This window comes from Micromonospora sp. NPDC048169, from assembly GCF_040652815.1.
Lineage (GTDB): Bacteria > Actinomycetota > Actinomycetes > Mycobacteriales > Micromonosporaceae > Micromonospora.
Genome location: NZ_JBEZMS010000001.1, coordinates 131,863 through 158,070 on the forward strand (window position 1 = coordinate 131,863; position 26,208 = coordinate 158,070).

At 72.9% G+C, this 26,208-nt stretch carries 20 protein-coding genes and 1 pseudogene; 10 read left to right on the forward strand and 11 right to left on the reverse strand.

From position 1 onward, the window contains the following. Window positions 1–149 precede the first annotated feature (149 nt). Both AB0D28_RS00595 and AB0D28_RS00600 read left to right on the forward strand, forming a co-directional pair. Window positions 150–953: an SGNH/GDSL hydrolase family protein gene (locus tag AB0D28_RS00595; protein WP_357380705.1), complete on the forward strand. Its 804-nt coding sequence runs from the start codon at window positions 150–152 to the stop codon at window positions 951–953. Between the two features lie 457 nt (window positions 954–1,410). Then, the gene (locus AB0D28_RS00600; RefSeq protein WP_357380707.1) at window positions 1,411–5,793 is read left to right on the forward strand and encodes a fibronectin type III domain-containing protein; all 4,383 of its coding nucleotides are present in this window, start codon (window positions 1,411–1,413) and stop codon (window positions 5,791–5,793) included. 251 nt (window positions 5,794–6,044) lie between these two features. Here the strand turns inward: AB0D28_RS00600 and AB0D28_RS00605 are convergent, their stop codons facing one another. After that, a complete protein-coding gene (locus tag AB0D28_RS00605; RefSeq protein ID WP_357380709.1) occupies window positions 6,045–6,533 on the reverse strand; it encodes a glutathione peroxidase in 489 nt (162 codons plus the stop codon). Between the two features lie 143 nt (window positions 6,534–6,676). Between AB0D28_RS00605 and AB0D28_RS00610 the strand changes: the two are divergent. The 4 genes and pseudogenes from AB0D28_RS00610 (at window position 6,677) to AB0D28_RS00625 (ending at window position 11,529) form a co-directional block, all read left to right on the forward strand. Further along, a pseudogene (locus AB0D28_RS00610) lies at window positions 6,677–8,313 on the forward strand (glycosyl hydrolase family 18 protein). 173 nt (window positions 8,314–8,486) lie between these two features. Next, a complete protein-coding gene (locus tag AB0D28_RS00615; protein WP_357380711.1) occupies window positions 8,487–9,044 on the forward strand; it encodes a hypothetical protein in 558 nt (185 codons plus the stop codon). A 57-nt stretch (window positions 9,045–9,101) separates the two neighbouring features. Then, window positions 9,102–10,508: a class II 3-deoxy-7-phosphoheptulonate synthase gene (locus AB0D28_RS00620; protein WP_357380713.1), complete on the forward strand. Its 1,407-nt coding sequence runs from the start codon at window positions 9,102–9,104 to the stop codon at window positions 10,506–10,508. Beyond that, window positions 10,501–11,529: a GntG family PLP-dependent aldolase gene (locus AB0D28_RS00625; RefSeq protein WP_357380715.1), complete on the forward strand. Its 1,029-nt coding sequence runs from the start codon at window positions 10,501–10,503 to the stop codon at window positions 11,527–11,529. The genes AB0D28_RS00620 and AB0D28_RS00625 overlap by 8 nt, the downstream gene beginning before the upstream one ends. Window positions 11,530–11,659: 130 nt before the next feature. Here the strand turns inward: AB0D28_RS00625 and AB0D28_RS00630 are convergent, their stop codons facing one another. Then, entirely contained in the window at window positions 11,660–12,529 is an 870-nt protein-coding gene (locus tag AB0D28_RS00630; protein ID WP_357380717.1) for a deoxyribonuclease IV, read from the reverse strand. Then, window positions 12,526–14,511 (reverse strand): Stk1 family PASTA domain-containing Ser/Thr kinase, encoded by a 1,986-nt coding sequence (pknB, locus tag AB0D28_RS00635; protein WP_357380719.1) that lies wholly within the window; start codon window positions 14,509–14,511, stop codon window positions 12,526–12,528. Before pknB ends, AB0D28_RS00630 begins: the two co-directional genes overlap by 4 nt. A 142-nt stretch (window positions 14,512–14,653) precedes the next feature. On the opposite strand from pknB, the gene AB0D28_RS00640 reads away from it, so the two are divergent. Next, window positions 14,654–15,034: an Rv2175c family DNA-binding protein gene (locus AB0D28_RS00640; RefSeq protein ID WP_357380721.1), complete on the forward strand. Its 381-nt coding sequence runs from the start codon at window positions 14,654–14,656 to the stop codon at window positions 15,032–15,034. A gap of 157 nt (window positions 15,035–15,191) precedes the next feature. Here the strand turns inward: AB0D28_RS00640 and AB0D28_RS00645 are convergent, their stop codons facing one another. Both AB0D28_RS00645 and AB0D28_RS00650 read right to left on the reverse strand, forming a co-directional pair. Next, on the reverse strand, window positions 15,192–16,274 hold the full coding sequence (locus AB0D28_RS00645; RefSeq protein ID WP_357380723.1) for a polyprenyl synthetase family protein: 1,083 nt from the start codon (window positions 16,272–16,274) through the stop codon (window positions 15,192–15,194). Between the two features lie 63 nt (window positions 16,275–16,337). After that, window positions 16,338–17,789: a helix-turn-helix domain-containing protein gene (locus tag AB0D28_RS00650; protein ID WP_357380725.1), complete on the reverse strand. Its 1,452-nt coding sequence runs from the start codon at window positions 17,787–17,789 to the stop codon at window positions 16,338–16,340. 226 nt (window positions 17,790–18,015) lie between these two features. Here AB0D28_RS00650 and metF point away from each other — a divergent pair, with 226 nt between their 5' ends. Both metF and AB0D28_RS00660 read left to right on the forward strand, forming a co-directional pair. Next, window positions 18,016–18,933: a methylenetetrahydrofolate reductase [NAD(P)H] gene (metF, locus tag AB0D28_RS00655; RefSeq protein ID WP_357380727.1), complete on the forward strand. Its 918-nt coding sequence runs from the start codon at window positions 18,016–18,018 to the stop codon at window positions 18,931–18,933. Between the two features lie 44 nt (window positions 18,934–18,977). After that, the gene (locus AB0D28_RS00660; RefSeq protein ID WP_357380729.1) at window positions 18,978–19,667 is read left to right on the forward strand and encodes a CDP-alcohol phosphatidyltransferase family protein; all 690 of its coding nucleotides are present in this window, start codon (window positions 18,978–18,980) and stop codon (window positions 19,665–19,667) included. 16 nt (window positions 19,668–19,683) lie between these two features. Here the strand turns inward: AB0D28_RS00660 and crtI are convergent, their stop codons facing one another. The 6 genes from crtI to AB0D28_RS00690 form a co-directional block, all read right to left on the reverse strand. Further along, a complete protein-coding gene (crtI, locus tag AB0D28_RS00665; RefSeq protein WP_357380731.1) occupies window positions 19,684–21,171 on the reverse strand; it encodes a phytoene desaturase family protein in 1,488 nt (495 codons plus the stop codon). 12 nt (window positions 21,172–21,183) lie between these two features. Further along, entirely contained in the window at window positions 21,184–22,311 is a 1,128-nt protein-coding gene (locus tag AB0D28_RS00670) for a glycosyltransferase family A protein (protein WP_357380733.1), read from the reverse strand. Continuing rightward, complete coding sequence (locus AB0D28_RS00675; protein WP_357380735.1) at window positions 22,308–23,111, reverse strand: carotenoid biosynthesis protein; 804 nt, start codon at window positions 23,109–23,111, stop codon at window positions 22,308–22,310. The genes AB0D28_RS00670 and AB0D28_RS00675 overlap by 4 nt, the downstream gene beginning before the upstream one ends. A gap of 236 nt (window positions 23,112–23,347) precedes the next feature. Then, window positions 23,348–23,902, reverse strand: a complete 555-nt coding sequence (locus AB0D28_RS00680; protein ID WP_357380737.1) for a GNAT family N-acetyltransferase — start codon at window positions 23,900–23,902, stop codon at window positions 23,348–23,350. Beyond that, window positions 23,899–24,627, reverse strand: coding sequence for a monooxygenase (locus AB0D28_RS00685; protein WP_357380739.1), 729 nt, complete (start codon window positions 24,625–24,627; stop codon window positions 23,899–23,901). Before AB0D28_RS00685 ends, AB0D28_RS00680 begins: the two co-directional genes overlap by 4 nt. Continuing rightward, entirely contained in the window at window positions 24,624–25,112 is a 489-nt protein-coding gene (locus AB0D28_RS00690; protein ID WP_357380741.1) for a YbaK/EbsC family protein, read from the reverse strand. Before AB0D28_RS00690 ends, AB0D28_RS00685 begins: the two co-directional genes overlap by 4 nt. Window positions 25,113–25,652: 540 nt before the next feature. Here AB0D28_RS00690 and AB0D28_RS00695 point away from each other — a divergent pair. Then, entirely contained in the window at window positions 25,653–26,156 is a 504-nt protein-coding gene (locus tag AB0D28_RS00695; RefSeq protein WP_357380743.1) for an SAV_6107 family HEPN domain-containing protein, read from the forward strand. The last annotated feature ends 52 nt before the right edge of the window (window positions 26,157–26,208 follow it).

Genomic DNA, 26,208 nt, shown 5'->3' on the forward strand with positions numbered 1-26,208 from the left:
GGAAACCTTCGTTGTGATGCGCGCACCTGGCAACGATTTGTAGGGACAAGTCGCTATGCGCGCCGGCCCGCAAATCGGTGATCTTCCATGCCCTGTGATCTTATTGATATCTATCTCTCACCACCACTTCACGCCCCCAGGAGTGCGACGTGCGGAGATCCCGTCTTGCCACCCTCGCCCTGACCCTGGCCGCCTCGGTCGGGTTCACCCTCTCTCTGGCCGCCCCCGCCCAGGCGGCCCCGTCCGACCGCTACGTCGCGCTCGGCGACTCGTACGCCTCCGGCGTCGGCGCCGACAGCTACACCTCGGAGAGCGGTAACTGTCTACGCAGCACGAACGCCTATCCGGCGCTCTACAACGCCAACATCAAGCCCGCGTCGTACCGTTCGGTCGCCTGCTCCGGCGCCACCACGGCGGACGTCATCAACAACCAGCTCTCCGCGCTCTCCTCGACCACCACGCTGGTGAGCGTCACGATCGGCGGCAACGACGTCGGCTTCGCAAACATCATGAGCACCTGCGTGCTCCAGGGCGAGACCCAGTGCGTGGCGGCCGTGCAGTCCGCCATGAACGTCGCCCGCACCTCGATGCCGGGCCGTCTCGCCAACGTCTACAACGGCATCAAGAGCCGGTCGCCCTCGGCCCGTGTCGTGGTGGTCGGCTACCCGGTCTTCTACCAGCTCGGCACCACCTGCGTCGGGCTGAGCGCGACGTCCCGGGCGAAGATCAACGAAGGCATCAACCTGCTCGACGACATCACCCGTACGGCCGCCGTCTCGGCCGGCTTCAAATTCGCCGACGTCCGCTCCATCTTCGTCGGCCACCAGTTGTGCAGCGGCGGGACCAAGTGGCTGCACGCGCTGAACGTGCTGAACCTGAGCAAGTCGTACCACCCGACGGCCGCCGGGCAGTCCGGCGGCTACTACCCGGTCTTCCGGTCCGCCGCCGGCTGACCCGGTCCGCGGCAGCGGCACGCCTCCGGACGGGGGCGTGCCGCTGCGCCGTGTTTCTCGATCGGCGGAACGTCTCGATCCTCCCGCGCGGCTCGGCCTGTTGCCTTGAATCAGGGATAGAACGGTGAAATTTCGCATGTGGCTCGAAAGTGATTAGCGCTCACGCGAATGCATTGACGGTCGGAAGATCAACAGATAGTCTGAGCTGCTCTGTCGCCCCCGTCGGTTCAATTTATTCCCGCCGAATTCGTCGGCATCCACCGTTGCTGCATGAGGAGTCAGTATGCCCGAAAATCCCCCATTTTCTGTCAGTCATCCTCCGGGGATTTTCTCTCGAAAACGGTTTCGCCGTGATCTGTGGCGGCATGCGGTCGGAGTTGCTCTGGCTGCTCTCCTGGCTTTCACGGTAGGTCCCCCTGCCGTTGCCGCCGTCAACTCGGCCCAGGCGGTCGGGAGAATGTCCGCAGCCGAACTAAACGGCATGTGGACCGCGTATGGGAATGCGGGAGGGCACTGGACCGGCGGCGATCGGACGGTTTCTGTTCCACTGCCGGACGGACGCGTGGCGTGGTTCTTCTCGGATACTTTCCTCGGTACTGTCAACAGTGACGGGTCACGTCCCGCGAATAGTCCGATGGTTCACAACACGCTCGTTGTTCAGGATGAGAGCGGGCTGACGGAGACGCGGCACGGCGGTACGGCGGCAGCGCCCAAGTCTTTCATGTGCGACGACAGCGTCGGGCTGGGTTGTTGGGTTGCCGACGCTGTGGTGGACGGTTCCGTAGTGCGAGTCCTGGTGAACAAGTACGCGGCGACCGGTCCCGGGGTGCTGGACGTCAAGCCGACCGGAAACGCGCTCGTGACGCTCACGCTTCCCGGCTTGGCGGTACAGGAGGTGCGTGATCTACCGCTTGGTAGCGCGATCACCTGGGGCCAGGAGTTGCTCAACGAGGCCGGCTACACCTATATCTACGGCTCCGAGCACGCCGAGGGCGTGAAGTTCGCCCGTCTGGCGCGCGTTCCCCTGGGCGGCCTCGCCGGTCCGTGGCAGTTCTGGACGGGAAATGGCTGGTCGAGTCAGGCGAACGAGTCAGCGCGCATCGCCAGTGGCGTGGGAACGGCCTTCGCCGTTCAGAAGATCAACGGGCAGTACCTACTGGTGACGATGGAGGGGCACCTCGTATTCAACTCCACCATCGTTGCCTACGCGGCCAACTCGCCGACCGGCCCCTTCGGCGATCCCATCGAGTTGGCTCGGGTTTCCCCAGGCTCGAACGACAGGCCGCTGATCGTCTACGACACCTCGACGCACCCGAGTTTGGCGGCTAACGGCAAGCTCCTGATCTCTTACAACGTCAACAGCTTCGACAGGCAGGTCACGTTGGACGACGTGACGACGTACCGCCCGCGCTTCATCGAGGTCGACTGGCCGCGGCCGCAGCCAGATCCCTCCTTGTTGCCGGCTGCTCCGACGAACATCGTCGCAAACGCGGATGTCGAGGGTGGGGTCCATCTCTCCTGGACGGCGCCGGCCGGCAGTGGAATGAAGTACTGGGTGTATCAGAAGGATGTGACCGCCGAGCAGATCCAGTGGGTGCGCCTACCTCAATCGGTAGACCAGGCATCGGCTGATCTGACATATCTCAAAGACGGACACACCTACCAGTACCGGGTGGCGGCAGAAAACGCAGTCGGGGAAGGGCCTGCCTCTGCAGTGGTGTCGGCGGTCGCATCGGTGCGACCTCCCGCTGCGCCGGCCAACCTCACCGCGACCGCACGTACGGACGGCAAGATCTCGCTGAGCTGGGGCACTGCCGACAGGGCTTGGCACTATGAGGTCCAGCGGCGAGACGTCACTGCCGGGCAGAGCGAATTCCAGCCCGTGAATCACCCGGAGGGGACGACTACGTCCCTTATCGTCGACTGGCTTGAACACCAGCACGAGTACGAGTTCCGAGTGCGGGGTGTCGGAGGTTCCGGCCCTGGGGAATATTCGGCACCAGCCCGAGCGACGGCTGTCTACTCGGTTCCGTCCGCGCCTGCCGCGTTGACCGCCTCGGCGCAGTCGGACGGGACGATCAGGCTGTCGTGGACAGCCCCGCCCGGGGATGTCTGGCACTCGGTATACCAGCGAGATGTGACAGCCGGGGAGACGGAGTTCACCAAGTGGCCGTACCCGGTCACTGAAGGATCTACCGCGACGGCCCGCTATCTCGCCCATGGACACGAATACGAGTACAAGGTCGTTGCTACGAACAGAGGTGGCGAGTCCGCGCCGTCGAACCTGGCGCGTGCGGTCGCCTCGTACGCGGCCCCTGCCGCCCCTAGCGGCCTGACGGCCAGTGTCCAGGCCGACGGCACGATCAAGTTGGCGTGGACCGCCTCGCCGGGCGAGGTGTGGTACCGGATCTACCAGCGCAACCTCACCGCGGGCGAGACCGTGTTCAGCGCCTGGCCGGCACCCGTCGCTGAAGGCACGACCGCCACCGCTGAGTACGTGACCCACGGGCACGAATATGAGTTCAAGGTCGCGGCGACCAACGCGGGGGGTGAGAGCGCAGCCAGCAACACCGTGCGGGTGAGGTCATTGCCCGCATTGCCCACCGCGCCCACCGGTCTGAGCGCGTCGGCGCAGGCGAACGGCACAGTCGTCCTCAACTGGCAGGCCTCTGGCACGAACGTCTGGTACGCCGTGTACCAGCGGGACGTGACAGCGGGCGAGTCGCAGTTCAGCAAGTGGCCGTTGCCCGTGTCCGAGGGCACTACCGCCACCGCGCAGTACCTCGCCCACGGGCACGAGTACGAGTTCAAGATCGCAGCGACCAATGCCGCCGGTGAGAGTCCTGCGACTGCGCCGGTTCGGGCCACCGCCCGATACGCCGCGCCCTCGGCTCCCACGAACCTCCGAGGCGCGACAGCAGGCGACGGCAAGATCGAACTGAACTGGGACGCACCAGCCCCGGGCGTCTATTCCGTCATCTACTGGCGCGACGTCACGGCCGGTCAGAGCGCCTTCACCCGGCTGGAGTACCTGACCACCCAAACGTCGATCACGATGGAATACCTGCAACACGGCCACGTGTACGAGTACAAGGTGGCGGCGACGACTGCGGGGGGTGAGGGAACCGCCTCTGCCACTGTCAGAGTGACGGCTGCCTACAATCTTCCGTCACCGCCCACGAACCTCGTTGCGACGGCTGGAGACGGCAAGGTCACCCTCTCCTGGGCGGCGAGTCCCACCGCCAACGTCAACTACATCGTCTACTACCGCGACAGCGCTGCCGGGCAGTCCTGGCAGCGGCTTGCCTATCCGGTCACGGCTACGTCCCAGGTGGTGCAGTACCTGACCAACGGTCGCACCTACCAGTTCCAGGTGAAGGCGTCCAACGCGGGCGGAGAGAGCGCGCCGACCGCGACCGCTTCGGCCAAGCCCATGCCGCCGTTGCCTCAGCCACCGTCCGGGCTTACCGCTAGCCCCGGCGACGGGAAGGTCAGCCTGCGCTGGACGGCCAGCCCGTCGGGGAACGTGTGGTACTGGATCGAGATGCGCAATGTCACCGCGGGCCAGGCGTGGACCAGACTCAAGAGCCCAGTCGACGCGACGAGCATCACCCTCGACTACATGACGAACGGGCAGACCTACGAGTTCCGGGTGCGGGCCAACAACGTCGCCGGCGACTCGGTCGCGGCATCGAATGTGGCCAGCGCGCGGCCGATGCCACCGTTCCCGCAGTCGCCCTCGAACCTGACGGTGACAGCCGGCGTCGGCCAGGCCACCTTGCGCTGGACGGCCAGTCCCACCTCTAACGTCTGGTACTACGTCTATCGGCGGGACGTGACGGCCAACAAGGCGTGGGAGCGGTTGCCTTACCCGATCAGCTCGTGCTGCACGATCAAGATCGACACCCTCGTCCCGAACCGGACCTATGAATTCAAGGTCGCCGCGACGAACCTCTCTGGCACCAGTGAGGCGTCAAACGTGGCCCGGGTGACCATGCCGCTGCCTCCGGCGGCAAGTGACATCACCGTGCGGCCCGCGTTGTTCAGCCTCAACGTCTCGTGGCCGGCGGTGTCCGGTGCCGACGGCTACGCGATCTACTACCGCAAGCGCGACGGCGCCAACGACCTGTGGCCGTCTCGGGCGAACATGACGCGACTGCCGTATCCGGTTACCGGCACATCGTTCACCATCAACCACCTCTACGAGCCGGGCAACTGGTGGGTCGAGGTGGTGGCCATGAAATACGGCGTCGAGGCGGCGCGGAACTACGATGCCATGGACTTCAACTACACCTACAAGACAACCGACGACTCGTACCTTTACGAGTCGGTGGTCTCTTACATCTACAGCGAGATGTACAACAACGCTCGTTCGGGGGTCATCACTGCCATTCGAGCAGATGTCGCAAGCGGAGTGGGTTGGAATAGGGCGAATGTGACGTTTGCCGCCCTCGTGGCCCCGGGTCAACCCTGGGATCACAAACCTAAGATCGAGCGCATGTTGGGCCCAGGGTTGGAGACTGGCTCAAAGGGTCTCTATTATCGGGTGCCTGGGCGGGAGTACGAGATCTACTACGATATCTGGTCGAATATCCACTATGGTTATGTGGGGCGTCGCGGGCTTTTCCCGCGTGACTGGCTGCAGTACACGGCCTCCAAGGTGGGAATTACGGACGCGGGCGATCGCTATTCGATCGCTCTTGGGATGGATCTGTATGACCAGAAGGGTATGTCGTTGACGAGGGCTGACGTGGACGGTGCTGTCCGGGCAAGCCTTCCGATATATTTCGGAGCCGGAAAGGCTATCCCGTTGGTGCTCAGCAACATTCCGAACCTCTGACGCGGGGCGTCGGCGCGTCGAGCTGACTCGGCAGGCGCGCGGTCCGCTGCCCCTCATGCATGCTACGGGGCGAGTGTCTGCACGCCCTGAACGTGCTGAACCTGAGCAAGTCGTACCACCCGACGGCCGCCGGGCAGTCCGGCGGCTACTACCCGGTCTTCCGGTCCGCCGCCGGCTGACCCGGTCCGCGGCAGCGGCACGCCTCCCCGCGGGGGCGTGCCGCTTCGCCGTGCCCGGCGGCGGTGTGCCCGTCAGGCCGGCAGGACCTTCTCGATCGCCGCGCGCAGCTCAGGATCCTCGGGCGTGACCTGCGGGCCGAACCGGGCGGCCACCGTGCCGTCCGGCGCGACGAGAAACTTTTCGAAGTTCCAGCGCACGTCCCCGGTGTGCCCCTCGGTGTCCGGCGTGGACACCAGCTCCGCGTAGAGCGGGTGCCGGTCCGGCCCGTTGACGTCGACCTTCTCCGTCAGCGGGAACGTCACGCCGTAGTTGACCTGGCAGAACTCCTCGATCTCGGCGGCGCTGCCCGGCTCCTGGCCGGCGAACTGGTTGCACGGCACCCCGAGCACCGTCAGCCCGCGCCCGCCGTACGTGTCGGCGAGCTCCTGGAGGCCCGCGTACTGCGGGGTGAGGCCGCAGCGGGAGGCCACGTTGACCACGAGCAGGGCGCGGCCGCGGTAGCTGCCGAGGTCGGCCGGGCCGCCGGTGAGGGCGTCGATCTGGACGTCGAAAACGGTCATGGCACGAGGCTACGGGCCCGGGTGTGGGCCGTGCCGTGCCGCCCGGGAAATCGACGCATCGACATCTTGACGAAGTGGCGACGGTGTGAGTAGCGTCTCAGCAATCAATTTGGAAAGTTTCCTAACTATTGGAGGGACGCCGTATGAAGAGATCGCTCCGCCGGGCCCTGTGGGCCACCGGCGCCGTGGTCGCGCTCGCGGTCGCCGCGGTGCCCATGACCACCGCGTCGGCCGCCGGCAGCGTCACCGCCACGTTCTCGCCAAGGTGCAGGACTGGGGGACCGGCCACGAGGGGCGGGTGACAGTCACAAACGGCACCAGCTCCACCGTCAACGGCTGGCGCATCGAGTTCACGCTGCCCTCCGGCACCTCGATCAGCAGCTCCTGGGACGCCGACATCACCCGCAGCGGTGACCGCTACGTGGCGGTCAACAAGAGCTGGGCCGCCACGCTCGCCCCGGGCGCCAGCTTCAGCTGGGGCTACAACGGCACCGGCGCGTACAAGGCGCCGGTGAGCTGCACGATCAACGGTGGCTCCTGCACCGGCGGCGGCACGCCGACGACCACCGCACCGACCACGACCCCGCCGACCACGACGCCGCCCACCACCACGCCGCCGACGACCACCCCGCCGACGACGCAGCCGCCCACCACGCCGCCGCCCGGTGGCAAGAAGATCGTCGGCTACTTCGCCGAGTGGGGCGTCTACGCCCGCAACTACCACGTCAAGAACATCCACACCAGCGGCTCGGCCGCGAAGCTGACCCACATCCTGTACGCCTTCGGCAACACCACCGGCGGCCGGTGCAGCATCGGGGACAGCTACGCCGACTACGAGAAGGCGTACACCGCCGCGGACAGCGTCGACGGCGTCGCCGACACCTGGGACCAGCCGCTGCGCGGCAGCTTCAACCAGCTGCGCAAGCTCAAGAAGATGTACCCGAACCTGAAGGTGCTCTGGTCCTTCGGCGGCTGGACCTGGTCCGGCGGCTTCACCCAGGCCGCGCAGAACCCGGCCGCGTTCGCCGACTCCTGCTACTCGCTGGTCAAGGACCCGCGCTGGGCGGACGTCTTCGACGGCATCGACGTCGACTGGGAGTACCCGAACGCCTGCGGCCTCCAGTGCGACAGCAGCGGCCCGAACGCGTTCAAGAACGTGGTCTCGGCGCTGCGGAGCAAGTTCGGCTCCAGCTTCCTGGTCACCGCGGCGATCACCGCGGACGGCAGCAACGGCGGCAAGATCGACGCCACCGACTACGCCGGCGCCGCGACCAACCTCAACTGGCTGATGCCGATGACGTACGACTACTTCGGCGCCTTCAACGCCCAGGGGCCGACCGCGCCGCACTCGCCGCTCTACTCGTACACCGGGATCCCGCAGCAGGGCTTCTGGTCGGACGCGGCGATCCAGAAGCTCAAGTCCAAGGGCGTACCGTCCAGCAAGCTGCTGCTCGGCGTCGGGTTCTACGGACGCGGCTGGACCGGCGTGACCCAGGCCGCACCCGGCGGCAGCGCCACCGGCGCGGCCCCGGGCACCTACGAGGCGGGCATCGAGGACTACAAGGTGCTCAAGAACAGCTGCCCGGCCACCGGCACGGTCGGCGGCACGGCGTACGCCAAGTGCGGCAGCAACTGGTGGAGCTACGACACCCCGTCGACCATTGGCGGGAAGATGAGCTACGCCAACAGCCAGGGCCTCGGTGGCGCGTTCTTCTGGGAGCTCTCCGGTGACACCGGCAACGGTGAGCTGATCGGCGCCATCAAGGGCGGTCTCGGCTGAGCCGAGGGCCGACGCACCACCCACCCGGCGGGGAGGGGCCACACCGGCCCCTCCCCGCCCGCGTGCCGTCCTGGCCGAGCGCACCGATCCGGGTCAGGATGGGGAGTCACCCGGCGGCGCGGGCCGGGTGTGGCACACTCGCCGCTCGACGAGTCCACGCGACGGGAGGACAGATGGGTCGCAGCCACCGGGACCGGTTCGCCGGGCTCGCCCTCCTCGCGCTCCTGCCGGTGGCCCTGGCCGCCTGCGGCTCGGGTGGGCAGAACGGCGGCGACGCCCCGCCCAGCGAGAAGGCGCCCGCCGAGGAGGCGGCGGCCAAGAGCCGGGAACGGGTGCAGGCGTACCTGGACGCGCTGACCGCCCGCGACGCCGACGCCGGCCGCAGCCAGCTCTGCGCGCCCATGCACGCCGCCTTCGACTCCGCCGCCACGGGCCCGAACGGCGACTTCGCCGACCACTTCACGGTGCCGCAGGCGACCATCACCGACGTCCGCTCCGGCCCGAACGGCCAGGAGGTCAGCGCCTCGGTCACTGTCACCGCCGGATCGCGTACGGTCGCCCGGTCGCTGCTGTTCACAGTCACCCGGAACGGGGCGGACTGGTGCATCTCGGGCGAGGTGCCGGTCGAGAGCGTGGTCGACCCGACCCCCGAACCGGCAGGGCCGCAGCCCGCCGGTGCGACCCCCGACCCGACCGGGCCGCCGCCGGCCGCGCCGGTGCCCTCCCAGTGACCGGAACCATCCCCCTCGGCGGCGGGTCATCGCTTCGGTCGCCGTACGCTTTCCCTCATGCGCCATGAGTGGCATCAGCTGAGTCACCCCGCCGTGGGCAGCCCTGGTCTGCAGACCAGCCGCCCGACCGCCGACTCCGCCGAGGACGCGGCCCTCGGCCTCGACCGTTGGCGGGAGCTGCCGCGCGCGCAGACCCCGCCGTGGGACGACCCGGCCCAGGTCGCCGAGGTCTGCCGGGTGCTGGACACGGTGCCGTCGGTGGTCGCGCCCTACGAGGTCGACCAGTTGCGGCAGCGGCTCGCGCTGGTCTGCGAGGGCAAGGCGTTCCTGCTCCAGGGCGGCGACTGCGCGGAGACCTTCGCCGACAACACCGAGAGCCACCTGCTCGCCAACGCCCGCACGCTGCTCCAGATGGCCATCGTGCTCACGTACGGCGCGTCGCTGCCGGTGGTCAAGGTCGCCCGGGTGGCCGGCCAGTACACCAAGCCCCGGTCCCTGCCGACCGACGCCCGGGGCCTGCCCGCCTACCGCGGCGACATGATCAACTCGCTGGAGGCCACGCCGGAGGCGCGGGTCGCCGACCCGCAGCGCATGATCCGGGCGTACGCGAACTCGGCCGCCGCGATGAACATGCTCCGGGCATACCTGGCCGGCGGGCTGGCCGACCTGCACGCGGTGCACGACTGGAACAAGGACTTCGTGCGGCGGTCCCCGGCCGGCGAGCGCTACGACGCGATCGCCCGCGAGATCGACCGGGCGCTGGCCTTCATCCGGGCCTGCGGGATGACCGACGACGAGGCGCTGCGTACCGTCACGCTGCACTGCTCACACGAGGCGCTGGCGCTGGAGTACGACCGGGCGCTGACCCGGATCTCCAACGGCAAGGCGTACGGCCTGTCCGGGCACTTCCTCTGGATCGGCGAACGGACCCGGCAGATCGACGGCGCGCACATCGACTTCATCTCCCGCATCGCCAACCCGATCGGGGTCAAGCTCGGCCCGACGACCACCCCGGACGAGGCGATCGAGCTCTGCGAGAAGCTCAACCCGGAGAACATCCCCGGCCGGCTCACGCTGATCAGCCGGATGGGCAACCACCGGGTCCGCGACGCGTTGCCGCCGATCGTCGCCAAGGTCACCGCCGCCGGCGCGAAGGTCGTCTGGCAGTGCGACCCGATGCACGGCAACACGCATGAGTCCTCGAACGGCTACAAGACCCGGCACTTCGACCGGATCGTCGACGAGGTGCTCGGCTACTTCGAGGTGCACCGCGGTCTGGACACCCACCCGGGCGGCCTGCACGTCGAGCTGACCGGCGAGGACGTCACCGAGTGCCTCGGCGGCGCCCAGGGCATCGAGGACCTGGACCTGCCCGACCGGTACGAGACCGCCTGCGACCCCCGGCTGAACACCCAGCAGTCGCTGGAGCTGGCGTTCCTGGTGGCGGAGATGCTCCGTGGATGAGGTCATCGATCTGCGGACGGACACGGTGACCCGGCCGACGCCGGGGATGCGGGAGGCGATGGCCGCCGCCGAGGTGGGCGACGACGTCTACGGCGAGGACCCGACCGTCACCGCGCTGGAGGCCGAGGTGGCCGCGCTCTTCGGCCACGAGGCGGCGCTGTTCGCCCCGAGCGGCTCGATGGCCAACCAGATCGCGCTCCAGTTGCACGTACCGCCCGGTGACGAGCTGCTCTGTGACGCCGACGCGCACGTGGTCACGTACGAGGTCGGCGCCGCCGCCGCGTACGGCGGGATCTCCTCGCGGACGTGGCCGGCGGTCGGCGCGGAGCTGGACCCCGACGTGGTCGCCGGGATGATCCGGCCGGACGGCTACTTCGCGGTGCCCACCCGCGCGATCGCCGTGGAGCAGACCCACAACCGGGGCGGCGGCGGGGTGATCCCGCTGCCGACGCTGCGCCGGCTGCGGGAGGTCGCCGACGAGCACGGGGTGGCGCTGCACTGCGACGGCGCGCGGATCTGGCACGCGCACGTGGCCGACGGGGTGCCGCTGGCCGGGTACGGCGCGTTGTTCGACACGCTCTCGGTCTGCCTCTCCAAGGGCCTCGGCGCGCCGGTCGGCTCGCTGGTGGTGGGCAGCGCCGAGAAGATCGCCCGGGCGCGGTTCCTCCGCAAGAGGATGGGCGGCGGCATGCGGCAGGTCGGCATCCTCGCCGCCGCCGGCCGGTACGCGCTGGTGCACCACGTCGAGCGGCTCGCCGACGACCACGCCAAGGCGGCCCGGCTGGCCGAGGCGGTCGCCCCGCACGGGGTGCTCGCGGCGGCGGTGCGGACCAACATCGTGCCGCTCGACCTGACCAAGCACCCGCTGGACGCGCACGCGCTGGCTGCCGCCGCGCGGGCGGAAGGGCTGCTGATCTCGGTGCTCGGCCCGCGTACCGCCCGGCTGGTCACCCACCTGGACGTCGCCGACGCGCAGATCGACCGCGCCGCCGCCATCCTGCACACCGCCCTGCGCGCCTGACCCGCGCGCCTGCCCCCGCCCCGCCCGCGCCCGTTGATCAAGGAGTTTGTGTCTGATTCCGCGCCGGAGCCGGACGCAAACTCCTTGATCAACGCAGTGGTGCGGGGGAGGGGGAGAGGGAGGGGGCCCGTCAGGGGTGGAGGCGCTTGAGGGTGGCTATGTCGGCGGCGTGGCCGATGTGCTTCTCCGTGGGGGTCTCCACCAGCACCGGCACCCCGGCGGTCGCCGGGTGACGCATCAGCTCGGCGAACGCCGGCTCGCCGATGGTGCCCTTGCCGATGTTCTCGTGCCGGTCCCGGGTGGAACCGCACAGGTCCTTCGAGTCGTTCGCGTGCACCAGCCGCAGCCGGTCCGCGCCCACCGTGGCGACCAGCGTGTCGAGCGTGGCGGTCATGCCACCCTCGGCGGCCAGGTCGTGCCCGGCCGCCCAGGCGTGACAGGTGTCGAAGCAGACGCCGAGCATCGGGTGGCGGTCGACCGCGTCCAGGTAGGGGCCGAGGTGCTCGACCCGGGACGCCAGCGACCGGCCGCCCCCGGCGCTCGGCTCGACCAGCAGCATCGGCCCGCCGGTGGCCGCTACCTCGTCGAGCAGTGGGAGCAGCGCCGCGCGGACCTGCCGCATGGCCGCCTCGGCGTGACCGGCGTCGACCGAGCTGCCGGCGTGGAACACCACGCCCTCGGCGCCGATCGCCCGGCCCCGCCGCAGGGCGTGGGCCAGTGTCTCGGCCGACCGGGTGACGGTCGCCGGGGTGGGGGAGCCGAGGTTGACCAGCAGTGAGGCGTGGATGAAGACGGGCAGGCCGCGCTCGCCGCACCCGTCGCGGAACAACGCGTCCTGCGCCGGGTCGCCGGGCGGCAGCGCCCAGCCGCGCGAGTTCGAGACGTAGACCTGCACCACCTCGGACTCGGCCGCCTCGGCGTACGGCAGGGCCGCCCGGGCCAGGCCGCCGGAGGTGGGGGTGTGCGACCCCACCCGGCGGCGACCGTCGCAGCCGCTCACAGGCACGTCACCGTGACCGTCGTGCCCGGCGGCACCGGCGTGTTCTCGGCCGGGTTCTGGATCCGGACGACGCCGTTCGGGTTGAGCTGGACGTTGACCGGGAAGCCCTGGCTCTCCAGCGTCTGCTTGGCCTGCTGGCACGGCATGTCGATCACCCGGGGGACGGCCACCTGCGGCGGGCCCTTGCTGATCTCCAGCTTGACCTGGGCGCCCTTCTCCACGCCGGTGCCGTCGGCGGGGCTCTGGCCGAGGATCTCGTCCTTCGGCTTGTCGGAGTCCTTGACGGTCTCCACCGGCCTCAGCCCGAGCTGCGCGAGGATGGTCCGTGCCTCGGTGAGGCTCTTGCCGACCAGGTTGGGCACGGAGACCGGCGCACGACCCTTGCTCAGGATCAACGTCACCTTCGTGTCGGGCTTGACCACCGTGCCCACCTTCGGGTCGGTGGCCAGCACCACGCCCGCCGGCAGGGCGTCGTCGTACCGCGAGGAGCCCTTGACCACGACCAGGTTGACGCCCTCCAACTCGGCCTGGGCCAGCGAGTAGTCCTTGCCCACCACGTCCGGCACCGGCAGCCGCTCCGGACCGAGCGACAGGGTCAGCGTGATCGTGCCGCCCTTGACGATCCGCGCGGCCGAGCCGGGAGCCTGCCCGAGCACCGTGTCCTTGGGGACCTTCTCGTCGTAGCGCGGGGCGGCGTACCGCAGCGTGAACCCGCCGCGCTGGGCCTGCGCCTCCGCGTCGGCCTTGCTCAGGCTCACCAGCTGCGGCGCGACCGTGTAGCGGCCCACCCCGAACCACCAGCCGCCGCCCGCGGCGACCAGGCCGAGCACCACGACCACCGCGGCGACTGCGAGCCGTCCGCGCGGCGAGCCCATGATCCGGGTACGCAGGGCGGCGAACCCGGTCCCCGCGGCGTCCTCCTCGGCGGCGCGGCGCCGGTGCGGGCGCTGCGCGGCGCCGCCCTCGGGCAGCCGGGCCCACGCCGGGCGCTCGACCGGCTGGAGCGCGGCCACCATCTGGGTCGGCTGACTCAGGACGGCTGTCTCGTCGCTGAGCTGCGGCAGCACAGTGGTGTGCGCGTGCGGGTCGCCCAGTTGCTCGCGGGCCGCCTGCACCTCGCTCAGCAGCGCCGCGGCGTCGGCCGGCCGGCCGGCCGGATCCCGCCGGGTGGCCCGGGCGACGAGCGCGTCGAGCAGCGGCGGCAGTGCCGGCACCAGCGTCGACGGCGCCGGTACGTCCCGGTCGACGTGCTGCCACGCGACCTCCACCGGGCGGTCGCCGTCGTAGGGGACCCGGCCGGTGAGCATCTCGAACAGCACGATGCCGGCGGAGTAGACGTCGGTGCGCGGGTCCGCGTGGCCCTGGGTGACCAGCTCCGGCGCCACGTACGCCACGGTCGCCATGAGCTGGTTGCCGTTCTCGTCCTCGGCGCTGGCCTCGACGGCCCGGGCCAGCCCGAAGTCGGCCACCTTGACCACGCTGTCGACCAGGTTGCGGCTGCCGCCGGTGGGCACCTCGGCGACGAGCACGTTCTCCGGCTTGACGTCGCGGTGCACCAGGCCGGCCCGGTGCGCGGCGGCGAGCGCGGCGAGCATCTGCTCGGTGATCGCGAGCGCCTCGTCCGGGTTCAGCCGGCGGCGCTCGGCGAGCACGTCGCGCAGCGTGCGGCCCCGGACGTACTCCATCACCAGGTACGGCAGGCCGGCGTGGATGCCCTGGTCGTAGACCGCCACCACGTTCGGGTGGGTGAGCCGGGCGATCGTCTTCGCCTCGTCGGTGAAGCGTTCGACGAAGCCGGCCATCCGGGCCTGGGCCTGCGGCGCCTGGGTCGGGTGAATGATCTTGACCGCCACGGTGCGCTCCAGGCGCTCGTCGGTGGCGGTGTACACGGTCGCCATGCCGCCACGGGCGACGCGACCGCGAATGCGGTAGCGCCCCTCGATCAGCGAGCCCAGCAACGTGTCGGCGACCTGTGTGTCCATCGGCAGGCAGTCTATGTGTCGGAAGGATGAAGGTAGAACAGGATGCTACCGCCGGGTTGCGACACGGGGGGACCGCCGCGCTCCCGGCGGCGGTGCGGGGTGCCGTGCACCGGCCCCGGCGGGCACGTGGCAGGGTGGTCGGGTGACCGATTCCGTACCCGCCGAGACCGGCCCCGACCTGGCCGGACCGGCCGACCCGGCCGGCTGGCTGACGCTGCCCGACGTGGCCGAGCGCCTGGACCTGTCGATCAGCAAGGTGCACCAGATGATCCGCGACCGGGAACTGATCGCGGTGCGCCGCGACGGCGTCCGCCGGATCCCGGCCGACCTGGTGGCCAACAGCACCGTGCTCAAGCACCTACCCGGCGTGCTCAACCTGCTCGCCGACGCCGGGTACGACGACGAGGAGGCGCTGCGCTGGCTCTACCGGGAGGACCCGACGCTTCCCGGCACCCCCGCCGTCGCCCTCGGCGGCGACCTGGCCCGCGAGGTCAAACGCCGCGCCCAGGCCGTCGCCTTCTAGCGCCCTTCCCCACCAGCGCCCACCAGCGCCCGCTCCCGTTGATCATGAAGTTGGCGGCGAAGTCTCTCCGAAAGTGCCGCCAACTTCATGATCGACCGCTTCGGGGCGGGCGTGGGGAGGGCGGGTGTGGGGGTGGGAGGGGTGGGAGAGCAGAGGGTCAGGCGGGGCGGCGGGTGGCGGCGATGGCCAGGTCGACCAGGGCCTGGCGGGCCTCGGTGTCCAGGTCGACAGCGGTCAGCGCGGCCAGGGCGCTCTCGGTGAGCGCGGTGATGTGCCGCTCGGCCCGCTCCAGCGCGCCGCTCGTGGTGATCAGCTCGCGCAGCCGGTCCACCCCGGCCGCGTCCAGGTCCGGTACGCCGAGCCCGGCCAGCAGCGTCTCCCGGCCGGCCGGGTCGAGCGTCTCCAGGGCCGCCGCCACCAGGTACGTCCGCTTGCCCTCACGCAGGTCGTCGCCGGCCGGCTTGCCGGTGCGCTCCGGGTCGCCGAAGACCCCCAGCACGTCGTCGCGGAGCTGGAACGCCTCACCCAGCGGCAGCCCGTACGCCGAGTAGGCGGCGTGCACCTCGGCCGGCGCGCCGGCCAGCGCGGCGCCGAGCAGCAGCGGGCGCTCGACCGTGTACTTGGCCGACTTGTACCGGGCCACCTTGGCGGCCCGGTCCAGCGAGGTGTCCCCGGTGGCCTGGGTCAGCACGTCCAGGTACTGCCCGACGGTCACCTCGGTGCGCATCTCGTCGAACACCGGCCGGGCCCGGGCCACGGTGGCCGGCGGCAGGCCGGAGGAGTGCAGCAGCTCGTCGGACCAGACCAGGCAGAGGTCGCCCAGCAGGATCGCGGCGGCGTCGCCGAAGGAGTCCGCGTCGCCGCCCCAGCCGGCCGCGCGGTGCCGGGCGGCGAACCGCCTGTGCATCGCCGGCTCACCGCGCCGGGTGTCCGACCGGTCCATCAGGTCGTCGTGGATGAGCGCACTGGCCTGCACGAACTCCAGCGCGGCAAGGGTGGCGACCACCTGGTCGGAGTCGACCCCGCCGGCGCCCCGGTAACCCCAGTAGCCGAACGCCGGGCGCAGCCGCTTGCCGCCGCCCAGCACGAAGGCCTCGATCGCCTCGGCGACCGGCAGCAGGCCGTCGTCGACGGCGGTCAGCCGGCCGCGCTGGCCGGCGAGGAACTCGGTGAGCGCCTTGTCGATCCGCTGGCGCAGGCCGGCACGGTCGACGGGGGATACGGGAGCAGCGTCGGTCACGCCACGACGCTAGCGGTTCACACCCGATATCGCCGCGCCCGGCGTCCCGGCGTGCCTCGTGGCTCACCAGCCCGGACGGTCCCGCCGGTGGCGCGGCACGCCGGGCGGCAGGTACGGGCGGGCCGCCGTGAACAGTCGCGCGTACCCCCGGGTGGCCGGACCGGGCGCAGCGTGCGCCAGGCCGCGGCGGAACGCGGTGAGCTGGCCGACGGCCCGGGGAGAGCCGGACCGGACCGCGTCGAGCAGCGCCTCGCCGGCCACCGCGCAAGCCTCGGGCACCGCACCCAGGCCCAGGTGCCCGCGGGCCAGCCAGGCGCCGTACACGGCGGCCCGGCGGGGACGGTCACGCGCGGCTGCCACCGGCGTCAGCAGCGGCACCGCGGCGGCCGGACGGCCCAGCGCGACGAGCGTGCGCCCGGTCATCGCCGCCAGCTCGGCCGCGTCGAGCCAGTAGAGCCAGGGCGGCTCCCGGCCGGGCTCCGGCGTACCGGCCCGGTCCGCCCCGGCCAGCGCCCGCCCGGCGGCGCGGGGACGCCCGGCGAGCGCGGCGGCGAGCGCGACCCGGTGCAGCAGCAGCGCCCGCAGGCCGGGCGAGGCGGTGGCGCGGCCGGCGGCGTACCCGATCCGGGCCAGGACCAGCGCGCCGGCCGGGTCGCCTGCGTCGGCCAGCAGGTGACTGGCCGACGCGAGCACGTGCCCGGCCAGCGAGGGCTGCCCGGCGGCCACCGCCGCCCGCAGCGCCAGGCGGTAGGCGACCAGGCCCCCGCCGGGGTCGCCCGCGTCGGCGGCCAGCCAGCCGGCGAGCTGCGCCGACTCGGCGAGCGCGGGCAGCAGCGCGCGCCGGCCGGCGGGCCCGGCGCGACGGTAGCCGCGGACCGCCCGCCGCAGCCGGCGGGCGCCGTGCCCGGCGAGATCCCCGCCGCCGAGCAGGTCGTCCCAGCGCCGCAGCGTGGCGAGCGTCACCCCGTCCGCCGGGTGCCACCCGCCCCCGGGGTGGCGGGCGTCCGGCACGGACCTTCCCGGTCCGCCGTCCGCCCCGGGCCCGGCCGTGCCGTGGGCGAACGGCCCGGCCGGCGCGCCCACGTCGTGCGGCCCGGGCCGACCGGGCCGGGTGGGGACCGCCGGCGGAGCTGCCGCGGCGAACGGACCGGCCAGTGTGCGGCCGTCCGGGTCGGCGGCCCAGCGGTACGCGAGCGTGAGCAGGGCCAGCCGGGCGCGGGACCCGGCCGGGTCGACCGCCGCGGGCGTCACGCCCAGCCGGCGGCTGCGGGCGGCGGCCTCGGCGACCAGCTCGCCCGGCACCCCGAGGACCGTCGCCAGCCAGGCCGACCAGAAGTCGCCGGGAAGCCGGAGCTGGCGTTCCCAGCGGGACACCTCGTGCCGGGTCAGCGTGGGCACGCCCGAGGCGGCGCAGAGCTCGGCGGCCATCCGCTGCTGGCTCCAGCCACGGGCGGCCCGCAACTCGGCCAGCAGTGGCCCGAGCAGGCGTGGGCCGGGCGGCGGGGACGGGATCATCGGAACCTCCGGGGGCGACGGCGCGGATGGCGACGTGGACGCCCGGCCAGGTGGTGGCGCCGTGCGTCGCCGTCGTGGCGACCCCCGCGCGGGCCCCCGGGACGGCCGCCGGCCGCCCCTCCGCGCTGCCGTCGTTTCTACCCCTGGGGTACGACGTCGCACCGGCCAGGTGTTCGCGGGCTGGGAAGATCTCGGCACGGCGTGCCGTCCCGGTTACAGTCGGTCTGTGGCGCTCGGTCTTCCCTCGGTCCTTCCCAATCCCCAGCCGGCCATCGGGGAGCTGATCCGTGACGGCCGTCCCACCTTCTCCTTCGAGTTCTTCCCACCGAAGACCCCCGCCGGGGAGAAGCTGCTCTGGCAGGCCATCCGCGAGCTGGAGTCACTGCGTCCCTCGTTCGTGTCGATCACCTACGGCGCGGGCGGCTCGACCCGCGACACCACTGTGGCGGTGACCGAGCGGATCGCCACCGAGACGACGCTGCTGCCGATGGCGCACCTGACCGCGGTGAACCACTCGGTGGCCGAGCTGCGGCACGTGATCGGCCGGCTGGCCTCGGTCGGGGTGCGCAACGTGCTGGCCGTGCGGGGTGACCCGCCGGGCGACCCGGGCGGCGAGTGGATCGCCCATCCGGAGGGCGTCCGGTACGCCGAGGACCTGGTCCGGCTGGTCCGCGACAGCGGCGACTTCAGCGTCGGCGTGGCCGCGTTCCCGTACAAGCACCCGCGCTCGCCGGACGTGGACAGCGACACCGCGCACTTCGTCCGCAAGTGCCGGGCCGGCGCGGAGTTCGCGATCACCCAGATGTTCTTCGACGCCGACGACTACCTGCGGCTGCGTGACCGGGTGGCAGCGGCCGGCTGCGACACCCCGATCCTGGCCGGGGTGATGCCGGTGACCCAGATCGGCACCATCGAACGGTCGGTGCAGTTGTCCGGCGCGCCGTTCCCGGCGGCGCTGGCCGAGCGGTTCGAGCGGGTGGCCGACGACCCGGAGGCGGTACGCCGCCTCGGCGTCGAGCAGGCGAGCGAGATGTGCGAGAAGCTGCTCGACGAGGGTGTGCCGGGGATCCACTTCATCACGCTCAACCGGTCCACCGCCACCCGGGAGGTGTGGCAGCGGCTGCGCGCCGCCGCACGGGTGTGACCACCCGCCACACGACACCCGCGCCGTGCTTCTACGGTTGATCCGTGGTGGGCACACAGCTGAACTGGGACCAGTACGCGACCGCGTGGGCGCGGCTGCACGGCGGCTTCGATCCGCGTACCGCCGCGCCGGTGGTGCGCGCCTGGCTGCGCTTCGCCTACCACGTGGGCTACGTGCTGGGCCGGCTGCGCGTCGGCCCGACCCCGGTGACCGTGTTCGGTGTGCTGCTGTGCTTCTGCGTACCGCTGCTTGTGGGCCGGCCCGGCGACGGACCGTTCCTGGGCGCGTTGTTCGTGTTGCTGGCGGCGGTGGCCGACAGCGTCGACGGTGCGGTGGCGGTGGCCACCGGCCGCACCACCCGGCTGGGCTACGTGTACGACTCGGTCGCCGACCGGCTCGGCGAGGTGGCCTGGCTGATCGCGTTCTGGCTGCTCGGGGCGCCGGGCGCGCTGGTGGCGGCGGCCGGCGGCCTGTCCTGGCTGCACGAGTACGTGCGGGCGCGGGCGGTCTCGGCCGGGATGCGGGAGATCGGCGCGGTGACGGTGGGGGAGCGGCCGACCCGGGTCTGTGTGGCGCTGGTCGGGCTGCTGGTCGCCGGGCTCACCGGCCTGATCGACGTCGACCTGACCGCCGGGACCATCACCATGGCCACCACGGTCTGGGTGCTGCTCGCCGGGTTCGGTCTCGGCCAGTTGCTCTCCGCCGTCCGCCGCGCCCTGGTCGACGCCGGCTGACGGGGGCCGGCCCGGCTCACCAGGCCGGGCCGACCGCCTCGGCGACGATCTCCGCCGACAGCGTCACCATGGGCAGGCCGCCGCCCGGGTGGCTGGAACCGCCGACCAGCCAGAGCCCGGCCGCCGGGCCCCGGTTGGCCGGGCGCAGCAGCCCGCCCGCGGTGCCGTAGATCGCCCCACCGGGTGCGCCGGTGGCCGCGTCCAGGTCGGCCGGGGTGCGGATCTCCCGGAACACCAGCCGGTCCCGCACGTCGGCGCCGCGCTCGGCCAGCACGTCGAGGATCCGGTCCGCGTACGCCTCGGCCAGGCCGGGCCGCCGCCAGTCCACGGCGCTCGCGGCGGTGCCGTGCCGGGGCGCGTTGACGAGCACGAACCACGCCTCGTGGCCCTCCGGGCGGACCGCCGGGTCGTCGGCGGCGGTGACGAACACGGTCGGGTCGTGCGCCGGGCGGGCCCGCACCCCGCGACCCGGGTTGCCGAACACGGCGTCGAACTCGGCGTCGTAGTCGTCGGGGAAGAAGACGGTGTGGTGGGCCAGCCCGGAGTCGCCGCGTACGCCCAGCAGCAGCACGAACCCGGCCAGGCTGCGGTCGGTGAGCGCGGCCAGCCGGCGCGGTTCGGGCAGCAGGTCCCGGTAGACGGTGAGCGCGTCCACGTTCGCCACCACCACGTCGGCCGGCACCGGCGCGGCCGTCCCGGCCACGCGTACCCCGTGCACCCGCCCGCCCGCGGCGTCGATCCTGGTGACAGTGGCGTCGGTGCGGACCACCACGCCCAGGTCCAGGCAGCGCGACAGCAGCGCGTCGGCGAGCGTGCCCAGCCCGCCGCGCAGGTACCAGCCGCCGTACGCCAGCTCGGCGTAGGGGACGGCGACGAGCGCGGCCGGGGCGCGGCGCGGGTCGGCGCCGGTGTACGTGGCGTACCGGTCCAGCAGCATTCGCAGCCGCGGGTCGGACAGGTGGCGGCGGCCCAGCCCGCGCAGGCTGCGGCCGGGGCCGATGGCGGCCAGGTCGCCCAGCCGCCAGGCCAGCGCGGCCAGGTCGCGGGGGGAGTCGACGGTACGGCGCAGGATGTCCCGGTGTGAGGCCGCCCACACCCGGCCGGCGCGTCGCCACAGGCCGCGCCAGTCGGCGGCGGACCGGTCGCCGAACGCGGCGCCGATCCGGGCGGCGAACTCGTCCGGGTCGGCACAGGAGTCGAGCGCCTGCTCGCCGCCGGGGAAGACGTGCCGCACGATCGGGTCCAGCGGGACCAGGTCGAGGTATTCGTCGAGCTTCGCCCCGGTCGCCTCGAACAGGTCGTGGAAGACCTGCGGCAGGGTGAGCAGGCTCGGCCCGGTGTCGAAGTGCCACACCCCCTCGGGGGTGTGGTGGGCGTACCGGCCGAGCTTGCCCCCGACCGTGCCGGCCCGTTCGAGGACGGTGACCTCGTGCCCGGTGACCGCGAGCCGGGCGGCGGCGGCGAGCCCGCCCACACCGGCGCCGATGACCACGATGCGCGCCATGGCGTGCCCCTCCTAGGTGACCGGGCGACCCCGCCAGGTGAGCCGGCGTCGCTTCCGCAGATGGTACGACCGGACGGTCAGCCAACCGAGGACCACGACCGACACGGGGTGGCCCAGCGCGTCGGGCCACGCCCGTCCGCCGGTGGCGCGGGCGCTGACCACCCGCCCGGCGACCCCGGCCAGGTAGGCCAGGAACGCCACGGCGGCCACCGCCGGCGCGCCGGCGAGCAGCGCACCGAGGGCCAGCAGCGGCGGCGCGACGTAGAGCGCGAACAGCACCGCCAGCACGGCCGCCGCGGCGGCAGGGTGCCCGAACGTCGCCCACAGCGACTTGGTGTAGCCGTCGCGCAGTTGCGGCCAGGTGTCGTACATCCGGCAGGACGCCAGCCGGGACCCGTCGGCGAGCGCGATCCGCCCGCCGGCCCGTTTCACCGCCCGGGCCAGCTCGATGTCCTCCAGCACCTTGTCGGCCACCGCCGCGTGCCCGCCGGCCCGCAGGTAGCCGGCCCGGTCCACGACCAGGAACTGCCCGCCCGCCGCCGCGAGGGAGGGCCGCCGCGAGCGTTCCATCGCGCGCAGCGGCAGGAACGTCAGCCACAACCACTGCAGCAGCGGCTGCACCAGCCGGTCGGCCGCCGTCCGCACCACGATCCGGGGGTACGGCGACAGCAGCGCCGCGTCGGCCGCGCGCAACTCGGTCACGGCCGCCGCCACCGCGTACGGGGTGAGCACCACGTCCGCGTCGACGAAGGCCAGCGCTGTCGGCTCCGGGGCGGTACGGGTGGCGAGCTGCCAGCAGGCGTGCGGCTTGCCCAGCCAGCCGGGCGGCGGGGCGACGCCGGTGAGCAGCGTGAGGCGGGGATCGTCGCCGGCCACCGCGCGGACCACTTCGGCGGTGCCGTCGGTCGAGCCGTCGTCGAGCACCACGATCCGCAGGTCCGGCACCCCGCGCTGGGCCAGCAGCGCGCGCAGGCACGGGGCGACCCGGTCGGCCTCGTCGCGCAGCGGCAGCAGCACCGCCACCGGCTCGGTCACCTCGGCCGGGCCGGTGGCCGGTCGGCGCAGCCAGGCGAGCGCGTTGACGAGCGTGTGCCCGGTGAGCGCGCCGACCGCCACGGCCAGCGCGAGGGCGGCGATCATGCCGGGGCGTCGACGCGCGGCGCCGGCTGCGGCTCGGTGGCCCGGTCCCGGCGGGCCCGCCACAGCGTCACCGCCAGCGGCACCGCCGCCACCGCCATCCCGGCCGCGCCCCACAGCGCCGACGCCGGCAGCCGCAGGAACACCGCGTGCGCCAGCACGCTGGAGGCGTACGTCCAGAGGTAGAGCGCGAACATCGGGGCGTCCCGGCCGTCGACCCGGTCCACCGACGGCCCGGCGAGCGGGCGCAGCGCGACGGCGAGCAGCACCGCGAAGCCCAGCCAGCCCAGGTAGTTGCTGACCGGGATGCCGGGGAGCCCGGGCAGCGCCGGGGTGGCGTCGCGCCAGGTCCAGTAGCCCTCGGCCACCATCTGCGGGTCGAGGAACAGGTCCCAGGCGGCCAGCCCGACCGCCGACAGCGCGATCCGGGCGGCCCGCGAGCGGACCAGCCGGACCGCGGTGAGCCAGGCGGGCCAGGCCATCCAGGTCCAGGCGAGCGGGATGATCAGCGGCACCCCGGCCAGCTTCGGGCCCAGCTCGCCGGAGTAGTCGTAGGTGCCGAACGGGAACCCGGTGGCCACGCCGATCGCCTCCACCGCGAACCCGCCGCCGGTGACGACAGCGACCAGCGCGACGGCGGTACGGGCGCCCCGGGTGAGCAGCGCGTGGCCGACCGAGAGCAGCCAGCCGAGCACCACTGTGGCCACAGTGAGCCCGGCCCGGGTCGCGCCGCCGGTGAGCGGGTAGCAGATCTGGGCGAGCACCAGCACGGCCAGCAGCGCCCAGGGCAGCCGGGCCCTCACGACGCTTCCGGTTCGCGACTGCGGGGCTCGCAGGCCCGGCTCACTCCTCGCGCTCACGGTGCCGCCCTTTCGTTCGCGACTGCGGGGCTCGCAAACCCGGCTCACTCCTCGCGCTCACGGTGCCGCCCTTTCGTTCGCGACTGCGGGGCTCGCAAACCCGGCTCACTCCTCGCGCTCACGGTGCCGCCCTTTCGTTCGCGACTGCGGGGCTCGCAAACCCGGCTCACTCCTCGCGCTCACGGGGCGTCCGGCGAGGGCAGCGGCAGGTCCCGGCCGAGCACGCCGAACGGCCGTTCGTCGCCGGGGAAGTGGAAGTGGCGCAGCACGTCGACGAAGCCGAACCGGCGGTACAGCCGCCAGGCCCGGGACTTCTCCTCGTCGGCCTCCGGGGTGGACAGCAGCGTGGTGTCGCCCTCGGCCACGGCGAGCAGGGCGCGCAACTGGCGGGCGCCCAGGCCGTGGCCCTGCGCGGGCGGGCGGACGTGCAGCTCGACCACCTCGAACGGGTGGGTCAGCCAGCGCTGCCGGGCCTGCGCGTTCAGGGCCCGGTACACCTGGTCGTGCCACCACTGCCCGGTGGCGCCCCGGTAGCCGTACCCGAAACCGGCCAGGTGTCCCTCGTTGGTCAGGCTGGCGACGGCGCGGAAGCCGGGGCGGCGTACGTGGGTGGCGATGTAGCCGCGGCGGGCCTCCAGCAGGTCGGGCCGGTAGCCCATCGCCTCGCCGTAGACGGCCACCACGTCGTCCAGCCGCCGGACCAGGTCGTCCGGGGTCCACCGCACCAGCCTCATGCGCGCCCTCTCGCCGTCTCCGGGTCGCCCTCGGCGGCCCAGCCGAGCACCGTACGGTCGCCGACCACGTCGCCCACCGCGAACCGCGCGAACAGTTCCTCCGCGTACCAGCCCTCGGTGGGGGTGCGGGTGATCGCGGCGCGGTGCTCCGGGGAACGGTACGCGAACGCGACGAGGTCCGCCGGGTCGCGCCACACGCTCACCGTGCCCTGCCAGCCCAGCGGCGCCTCGCCGACGCCGAAGCGGGCGAGCAGGCCGGGCGCGCTGTGCAGCGCGCCGGCGACCGGCGGGATCGCGCGCCAGAACGTGGCCGCCCGGTGCGCCCGCAGCCGGGCCCGGGTCAGCGCCAGCACCGGCCCGGTGACCCGCCCGCCGGACGGCGCGCCGAACGGCTCCCGGCCGGACCACCGGCCGCGGCTGGTCAGCGGGCGCAGGTCGACCCGTACCGCGGCGCGGGCGATCCGGGCCCAGGAACGGGCGACCGGGGAGGCGTCGAAGCCGGCCGCGTCGGCGGGGGAGTCCCAGACCACGAGCGCGGCCCACCGGGTCAGGTCGGCGTCGCCGGGGCCGAAGCCGGTGCCGGTCCCGGTGCCGAGCAGCTTGGCGAAGCGGACGCCGGGCAGCCGGCGCAGCCGGGCCGGGTGGGTGGCCATCCGGGTCAGCACACCGGGTACGGCCCGCCGGGGCACACGCCACACGTGCAGCGTGACGAGTCCGGGGTTCACGCCACCTCGGCCGGGGTGCCGGTGGTGATCCGCAGCAGTTCCGCGTACGTGGTGGGGAACACCGCCCGGGGTACGCCGCCGGCCGCCCACACCTCGTCGTACCCGGCCAGCGCGGTGTCCACGACGGTGCGCAGCGGCGCGGGGTGGCCGACCGGGGCGACGCCGCCGATCACCTGCCCGGTGTGCCGCCTGACGAACTCCGGGGTGGCCCGGCGCAGGTGGGTCACGCCCAGCGTGGCGGCCAGCCCGGCGGTGTCCACCCGGTGCGCGCCGGAGGTGAGCACCAGCAGCGGCGCGTCGTCCGCGTCGAAGATCAGCGAGTTGGCGATGGCGCCGACGGCGACACCGAGCGCCTCGGCCGCCGCGGCGGCGGTGTGCACCGCGTCGGGCAGCAGCCGGACGAGGCTGGCCTCGCCCGATCCGTTCCGCGCGCCCGCCTCGTCGAGCGCGCGCTGCACCGCCTGCACGTTCGGGTGTGGCTGCATCCCCCCATTCTTCCCCCACCCGCGCGCGGGCCCGCCGGGGGCCGTCGCCCTCCCGTGCGTCCCGGCGCGTCACACGTTGCGTTTTCGTCGGTGGGGAGGTGTACTGTCAGGGTAGTTAGAACGAGTGTTCGATTCCGGCTCGAAGTCAGGTTCGCCTCGAAGCCGGGTTCGGCTCAGACGGCAAGCGGCTCAGCTCCCCGGCTGGCCCGGCCTGTCCGAGCCGGTCGCGCACCCGTCGAACGCTCCGGAAGCGGTGTTTCGCGGCACCGGCTTCCGGGAGGTGCGGCACCGCGGGCCGCACCGGGTCTCGGACAGTCGCGAGTCCGGGCCCGTCAGGCAGGTCGTCGCCCGCCGCCCACGACCCCCGGGCGGCGGGCGACGGACCCGCCGGCACGCCGGCCGGGTGTGGGTGTGGGGAAGCGTCCACATCCGGCCGGCCGCCACAAGGTGCGTCTTCCTCCGCACCGACCGCTCCGGGCGACCGGGCGACGTTCCCCGTCGCACGAGCGCCCGCCCCGGCCACACGCGGAGGAGAGACCCATGCCGACCAGTCCGGCCCAGGCGCCCACGGTGCCCGCGCACGTGCTGCCGCACCGCACCCCCGCCCAGTTGCTCGCGGTGGCCCGCGACGGGCTGGCCGAGGCCACCCGCACCCGTCCCGACGGCCTCCGGTACGCCGCCGCCCACCTCGCGGCGCTGCGTGCCGCCGCCGCCGTGCTCGCCGCCCGCGCTCGCCCCGCGCCCACCCGCCGGAACCGGATCACCAGCGTCTGGGTGCTGCTCGCCACCGTCGCCCCCGAGCTGGACGAGTGGGCCGCCTACTTCGCCGCCGGCGCGAGCAAGCGGGCCGCCGCCGAGGCCGGCATCCCCCGCGTGGTGACCGCCCGGGAGGCCGACGACCTGCTGCGCGCCGCCGAGGAGTTCGTGACGGTGGTGGAGACCGCGCTCGGCGTGGCCCACCAGCCGGCGCTCGACGGCCTGCCCCGCCCGCTGCGCCGCGGCGCCTCCGACACCCCGCCCCGGCCCGGAGCCGCCGCCGCCTGATCCGTGGCGCCCGGCCACCACCGGCGGGACTCCGGGTGGCCGGGCGCCGCGC

Coding starts and splice junctions, on each gene's coding strand:
- AB0D28_RS00680 (WP_357380737.1), bottom strand. CDS start 23,902: ATGAGGCTGGTGCGGTGGACCCCGGACGACCTGGTCCGGCGGCTGGAC.
- crtI (WP_357380731.1), bottom strand. CDS start 21,171: ATGGCGCGCATCGTGGTCATCGGCGCCGGTGTGGGCGGGCTCGCCGCC.
- AB0D28_RS00615 (WP_357380711.1), top strand. CDS start 8,487: ATGGGTCGCAGCCACCGGGACCGGTTCGCCGGGCTCGCCCTCCTCGCG.
- AB0D28_RS00670 (WP_357380733.1), bottom strand. CDS start 22,311: ATGATCGCCGCCCTCGCGCTGGCCGTGGCGGTCGGCGCGCTCACCGGG.
- AB0D28_RS00650 (WP_357380725.1), bottom strand. CDS start 17,789: ATGATCCCGTCCCCGCCGCCCGGCCCACGCCTGCTCGGGCCACTGCTG.
- AB0D28_RS00620 (WP_357380713.1), top strand. CDS start 9,102: ATGCGCCATGAGTGGCATCAGCTGAGTCACCCCGCCGTGGGCAGCCCT.
- AB0D28_RS00690 (WP_357380741.1), bottom strand. CDS start 25,112: ATGCAGCCACACCCGAACGTGCAGGCGGTGCAGCGCGCGCTCGACGAG.
- AB0D28_RS00605 (WP_357380709.1), bottom strand. CDS start 6,533: ATGACCGTTTTCGACGTCCAGATCGACGCCCTCACCGGCGGCCCGGCC.
- AB0D28_RS00695 (WP_357380743.1), top strand. CDS start 25,653: ATGCCGACCAGTCCGGCCCAGGCGCCCACGGTGCCCGCGCACGTGCTG.
- pknB (WP_357380719.1), bottom strand. CDS start 14,511: ATGGACACACAGGTCGCCGACACGTTGCTGGGCTCGCTGATCGAGGGG.
- AB0D28_RS00600 (WP_357380707.1), top strand. CDS start 1,411: ATGTCCGCAGCCGAACTAAACGGCATGTGGACCGCGTATGGGAATGCG.